The 5,652-nt window shown below is 64.7% G+C and carries 9 protein-coding genes; 5 read left to right on the forward strand and 4 right to left on the reverse strand.

Annotation, left to right across the window (positions count from 1 at the left end; translation table 11 throughout):
* Positions 1–239: 239 nt before the first annotated feature.
* The gene (pncA, locus tag AC1DMG_RS19125) at positions 240–887 is read left to right on the forward strand and encodes a bifunctional nicotinamidase/pyrazinamidase (protein WP_441604736.1); all 648 of its coding nucleotides are present in this window, start codon (positions 240–242) and stop codon (positions 885–887) included.
* 5 nt (positions 888–892) lie between these two features.
* Here pncA and AC1DMG_RS19130 read toward each other — a convergent pair whose 3' ends face one another.
* From AC1DMG_RS19130 to AC1DMG_RS19140, 3 genes are all read right to left on the reverse strand, one after another.
* Positions 893–1,081, reverse strand: coding sequence for a CPXCG motif-containing cysteine-rich protein (locus AC1DMG_RS19130; protein WP_441604737.1), 189 nt, complete (start codon positions 1,079–1,081; stop codon positions 893–895).
* Between the two features lie 35 nt (positions 1,082–1,116).
* Positions 1,117–1,542: a hypothetical protein gene (locus tag AC1DMG_RS19135; RefSeq protein WP_441604738.1), complete on the reverse strand. Its 426-nt coding sequence runs from the start codon at positions 1,540–1,542 to the stop codon at positions 1,117–1,119.
* A 65-nt stretch (positions 1,543–1,607) separates the two neighbouring features.
* Positions 1,608–2,045 carry a putative toxin-antitoxin system toxin component, PIN family gene (locus AC1DMG_RS19140; protein WP_441604739.1) on the reverse strand — a complete coding sequence of 146 codons (438 nt, stop codon included), beginning with the start codon at positions 2,043–2,045 and terminating at the stop codon, positions 1,608–1,610.
* A gap of 73 nt (positions 2,046–2,118) precedes the next feature.
* Between AC1DMG_RS19140 and AC1DMG_RS19145 the strand changes: the two genes are divergently transcribed.
* The 3 genes from AC1DMG_RS19145 to AC1DMG_RS19155 are packed head-to-tail and all read left to right on the forward strand — an operon-like array spanning position 2,119 to position 3,843.
* Entirely contained in the window at positions 2,119–2,391 is a 273-nt protein-coding gene (locus AC1DMG_RS19145; protein ID WP_441611577.1) for a hypothetical protein, read from the forward strand.
* Positions 2,388–2,897, forward strand: coding sequence for a M48 metallopeptidase family protein (locus AC1DMG_RS19150; RefSeq protein ID WP_441604741.1), 510 nt, complete (start codon positions 2,388–2,390; stop codon positions 2,895–2,897). Before AC1DMG_RS19145 ends, AC1DMG_RS19150 begins: the two co-directional genes overlap by 4 nt.
* Positions 2,898–2,931: 34 nt before the next feature.
* On the forward strand, positions 2,932–3,843 hold the full coding sequence (locus tag AC1DMG_RS19155; RefSeq protein WP_441604742.1) for an ion channel: 912 nt from the start codon (positions 2,932–2,934) through the stop codon (positions 3,841–3,843).
* Positions 3,844–3,850: 7 nt separating this feature from the next.
* On the opposite strand, the gene AC1DMG_RS19160 is transcribed toward AC1DMG_RS19155, so the two are convergent.
* On the reverse strand, positions 3,851–4,813 hold the full coding sequence (locus tag AC1DMG_RS19160; RefSeq protein ID WP_441604743.1) for a quinone oxidoreductase family protein: 963 nt from the start codon (positions 4,811–4,813) through the stop codon (positions 3,851–3,853).
* A 195-nt stretch (positions 4,814–5,008) separates the two neighbouring features.
* On the opposite strand from AC1DMG_RS19160, the gene AC1DMG_RS19165 reads away from it, so the two are divergent.
* The coding region (locus AC1DMG_RS19165; RefSeq protein ID WP_477180913.1) for a sulfotransferase family protein at positions 5,009–5,652 on the forward strand (644 nt) is incomplete at its 3' end.

Raw genomic sequence — 5,652 nt, forward strand, 5'->3', positions numbered from 1 at the left:
ATCCACGACTGGTCAAAAAACATGCCTCTGGTCCCTATCGGTTGCCGTGGGCTCATTATGCCTGCGACGACGTCCCCGCCGGGCCATACCATCGTCTGGGGTGGGGTGATTTTCAGCCTGAACGCTCCATATGGATGACAAATCCCCCGTCGAACGCGTCACACCACGCCCCCCTCCAGCCCACTAGACTTTCCGGCGCAACCTTTTGCGAGACTCGACGCGACCATGAGCCCATCCCTATGAGCCCAGCTATCAGCCGCCGCGCCGCCCTGATCCTGGTCGACGTGCAACCGGACTTCATGCCCGGCGGCGCGCTCGCCTGCCACGAGGGGGACGCCATTGTTCCGGGCATCGACCAGCTGCTGAAGCGGGATGTCTTCGAGCATGTGGTGGCCACCCAGGACTGGCACCCCAAGGGCCACGTCTCGTTCGCCACCTCACACCCCGGACGCGCGCCGTTCGACCGCATTCCGCTGTATGGACATGCGCAGACGCTGTGGCCGCCGCACTGCGTGCAGGAAACGCCGGGCGCGGCGCTGCATCCGTCGATCGACTGGTCCCCGGTGGATACGGTGATCCGCAAGGGTGACGATCCCCGCGTGGATTCGTATAGCGGCTTTCGCGAAAACCACGGGCCGCACGGCAAGCGTCCATCCACTGCGTTGCACAGCTGGCTGCGCGAACAAGGGGTGGATGAGGTCTATGTCTGCGGGCTGGCGCGCGACGTCTGCGTGCTGTGGACCGCGCAAGATGCGGTGGAACTGGGTTATCGCACGCACGTGCTGTGGGATCTCACCCGGCCGGTGTCGCCCGAGACCGATATCCCCACACGCCTGCGCTTCGAGAACCTCGGCGTGGACGTGCTCGACTCGACCGCGCTGGCCTGAGCGCGTCAGCCTTCGTTTTCGGAGGCGACGCTGACCTGCGGATCGCCTTCCTCATCAACGCTTACGCTGATATTGATCGGACGGCAGCAGACCTGGCAGTCCTCGATGTAATGCTGGCTGTCGACGGAGCCATCGACGAGGATCTCGATGGCTTCGCCGCAGTAGGGGCAGTGGATGAAGACTTGATCGAGCATGGCGCCCTCCTCGACTCCCCTGTCCTGACTATCGCTCAGCGCTTGGCCAGCGACAGCGACGAACCCCACTTGTTCACTTCCACCAGCGCGGTTTCGCCGGGGGCCAGGTTGGTGTCGACGTGCGCATTGTCGCCCGCCTTGTGGCACGCGCCGGAGTTGCGCAGCGATACGGTGTGGGCGCCGCTGGGCAGATAGAACGTGGCCTGCTCGCCGGTCTCCAGCTGCGCGGCAAATTTGTCGTCGACCAGCACCTGGCTGGAGCAACCGCCGCCGAAGTAACCGTTGCTGCGCACGATCTGCAGCGTGGCATTGCCGTCGCCCGGCGTCTGGTAGAGGAACTGCCGATTGGACACCACGTCCTTGATGACCTTGTCATGGTCGTTGGTCACGCCGCAGCCGGTCAGGGCCACCAGGCCCAAGGCCACCCACACTGCACTTGCTGCGTTCTGCATGATCTTCATCAGCGGACTCCATCTTGGATAGTTAGCATCGCCAATGGGCGATCAATCGGTTGTGAATCGTACGCTCAGGTCACCGGTGGTTCCCATGCCGAAGGGCACAGAATGAGGAACCAGCCCTCGCGTGCCGTGCGCCGGGCCAGCTGCAGCAACGCTTTGTCCTTGCTCAGCAGGCACTCGGCACCTGATGCCAGCGCCAGCTCGAGGAACTTCTGGTCGTCCGGATCAGCGCAGCGCGGCAGCTTCACCTCGGGGCGTGGCGTCATGGCTGCCGCCGGCAGCAGCGACACCGCAAGGTCGAACGCCGCCATGGCCTGCCGGCGGGCCTCCTCGCCGAGGCCAAACTGCGGATAACCCAGCACTGCCTGCCATTCCTCGCGGCAAGGCTCATCCACCACCACGACCACGAGACCCTGTGCCAGCGCGGCGCTGAGGCGCTCGCAGGCAGGATCGCGGAACACGAAAAGATCGAGCGCGACATTGGTGTCGAGGACGAGACGGGGCACGGATTTGGACATGGCGCGCATGGTGGCACAGCCACCCGGTTAAAATGAGCGTCCTACCTGGTGGAATACCGACATGTCCGAACGCCTCTTCGACCACTACGCGGTCCACACCACGGCGATTGCCGAGGGCTCGCGCTACACCGCCTGCATCGTTGTCACGCCGCGCGAACGCAGCGGTTTTCCGGTGTATTTCGCCATCTGCGAGAACCGCAGCTTCCGCGAACAGGCGCTGGCGGAAGCCGCCGCCGACAAGGCACTCGCCGCCATCGAGTCGCTGGAAGAGGACGGCACGCCGGTGTTCCCGGAAGGCTATACCGGCTTTGACGACGAACCGCCCGCGGCATGACGGCGCTGAAGTACCTCGGCGGCTATCCGCCGGCGCTGCTGGACAAGGTGCGCCAGCTGATCGACCGCGATGAGCTCGGCACGTATCTGCAACAGCGCCACCCGGGCCGCCACGAGGTGCAGAGCGACAAGGCGCTGTATGCCTATACCAATGCCCTGCGCCAGGAGCACCTGCGCAATGCGCCCGGCATCGACCGCGTGTGGTACGACAGCAAGCTCGATGTCATCAGCAAGGCGCTGGGCATGCACACGGCGATATCGCACGTGCACGGCGGCCGCATGAAGGCGCGCAAGGAAATCCGCATCGCCTCGCTGTTCCGCGATACGCCGCCGGAGTTCCTCAAAATGATCGTGGTGCACGAACTGGCGCACCTGAAGGAAACCGAGCACAACAAGGCGTTCTACCAGCTGTGCGAATACATGCAGCCGGACTATCACCAGCAGGAACTGGACCTGCGCCTGTTCCTGACCTGGCGCGATGCGCTTGAAGCGCGCACGCCGCGATAGAATCGCCACGCCCCTCACCGCCAGGTATGGCTCCATGTTCGTTTGGTTTCGCCAATGGCTCAATCGTCCACGCACGATCCAGATCGGCGGACGGCCGTTCGTCAGCGAAGGTCTGACCCAGCGCATCTGGGACGATATCTACCATTTCGCCCTCAATATCCGCTGGCCCACGTTTTTCGCGCTGGCAGCGGCGGGATTCCTGGCCCTCAACACCGTGTTCGCCGCGCTCTACCAGCTGGGCGACCACGCCATCGCCAACCAGTTTCCGCGCAATTTCGCCGGTGCGTTCTTTTTCAGCGTGGAAACGCTGGCGACGGTGGGCTACGGCGACATGCATCCGCAAACGATGTACGCGCACATCGTGGCGACGGTGGAGATCTTCGCCGGCATGTTGAGCATCGCCTTGGTCACCGGCATCGTGTTTTCGCGCTTCTCGCGACCGCGCGCCAAGATGCTGTTTGCCAATCACCCGGTGATCCGCCAGGTGCATGGGCAGAGCACGCTGATGATACGCGCGGCAAACGCGCGCCAGAACGTGATCGCCGAAGCCTCCGCCAAACTGCATTTGCTGCTGCGCGAAACCTCACCCGAGGGCTTTCGCCTGCGCCGGATTCATGACCTCAAGCTCCTGCGCGACCGGCACCCGGTGTTCACGCTGAGCTGGAGCCTGATGCATGTGATCGACGAAGACAGCCCCTTGTACGGCATGAGCCAGGAGGAACTGGCGACGACCGAAGCCACCCTGATGCTGTGCATCGAGGGCATCGACGAAACCACCGCGCAATCGATGCTTGCCCGGCACCAGTGGAGCCATCGCGAGTGGCGCTGGAATCATCGCTATATCGACCTGGTGCACGACGACGATCAAGGCGTCAGCCATATCGACTACGGGGTGTTCCACCAGGTGCTGCCGGTGGAAGACAACGAGAACACCGATCGTTTTTGAGTGGCGCTCAAAGCGTCAGCAGCACCTTGCCGATGGCGGCGCGGCTTTCCAGAAATTCATGTGCGCGGGCACCATCGCGTAGCGGGATGCGCGCCGCAATCTGCGGTTTCACGCTGCCCTGCCTGATCTGCTGGAACAGCGCCGCAGCACGCCGGCGTCGCTCGGCCGGGCCGGTCAACACGTTCCACAGGTCGCCGCCCGTCAGGGTGAGCGAGCGGTCCATCAACAGCCGCGGATCGACCGGGTCGGGATCGCCCGCCGCCATGCCGTAGAACACCACGGTGCCGCCGATGCGGGCGACGGCCATGCTGTCGGCAAGGGTGCGACCCACCGAATCGTAGACCACGTTGGCGCCATGCCCGCCGGTGAGCGAACGGGTGGCATCCACCCAATCGTCGTAGCCCACGGCCACATCGGCGCCTGCGCCTATCACCGCATCGCGCTTGGCCTCGCTGGAGGCGATGCCCAGCACCACCGCGCCGAGCGCCTTGAGCATCTGCACCAGCAGCAGCCCGACGCCGCCGGCGGCGGCATGCACCACGGCGACGTCGCCCGGCCGCACCACAAAGCTGTCGGTAACCAGGTATTGGGCGGTCAACCCCTGCAGCAGTACGGCAGCCGCCGTATCGGCGTCGATATCCGCCGGCAGGGGGATCAGGCGATCACGGTCCACCGCCACCAGCTCGGCGTTGGCGTGGGGCATATCGGCAAAGCCTACCCGCGTGCCTGCCGGGAACTGGGTATCGCCCGGCATGGGGGTTTCGACCACGCCCGCACCCTCGTATCCCAGCACCCATGGCGCTGAGCCGCTGAGGTGGTAATTGCCGTTGCGGCGGTAAACGTCGGCGAAATTGAGGCCAACGCTATGCATGCGGACCAGCACCTGATCTGGTCCCGGGGTGGGGTCCGGGCGCTCGGTCCAGCGCAGTACCTCGGCGGGGCCGAAGCGGTCGAAGGTCAGTGCGTACATGGGCGTGGTCCTGATGCGTAGGGGGCCGAGGATGGCAAGTTTGCCCGCTGGCCTGCCTTCCCAACAGACAAGAGTGAAAAAACAGTCGCTTTTTCCTTACGGGAAGCTGTATTTTTAGTCAACGCAACGAGAAATCACGCGTTATTCACCGTCATTGGCCGGCAGGTCACGGCCATTGTTCAGGGAGACAGCGCCATGCGGCGAACCTTTGTCGTGGGTTGCCCACGTTCCGGGACCACCATTGTCCAGGCTTTGCTGGCGCGCCACCCTGCGATCTATACGCTGCCGGAAACGGCGTTCTTCGAACAACTGCACGGCGATCTGGCCTGGCGCTGGGGCGATGCCCGCGTGCAGCCGCGCCGCCGCCGCTGGCGCCAGTCGCTGGGCCTGACCCGCCGGCACATCCGCGAGACCTTTGTCGCCTTGCACGTGCAGCTGGCGGGCGCTCGCCCAGCCATGCCCTCCGCCTACCACTGGCGCACGCTTTCCGGGCAGTTTCTAGCACTCCTGGACCGCTCGGCGGTGATGGCCGGGCGATCGATGTGGCTGGAGAAGACACCCAATCACCTGCTCTACATCCCCGAGATCGAAACCCTGGCGCCGGACGCGCGCTTTGTCCACGTGGTACGCCGCGGCATGGACGTACTGGCCTCRCTGGCCGACGTCTATCTGCGCTTCGAGAACGACGACGCCTTCGGCGGCGGCACCGTGCACTGGGCGCGCCGCTGGAACCGGGCCATGGACATCCACAGCCAGCACATCGGCCGGGCCAACCACCACTTCGTCTTCCTCGAGGATCTGGTGCGCCAGCCCGATATCGAATGGGCGCGCCTGTGCGC

Source organism: Dyella sp. 01N36, assembly GCF_056399745.1.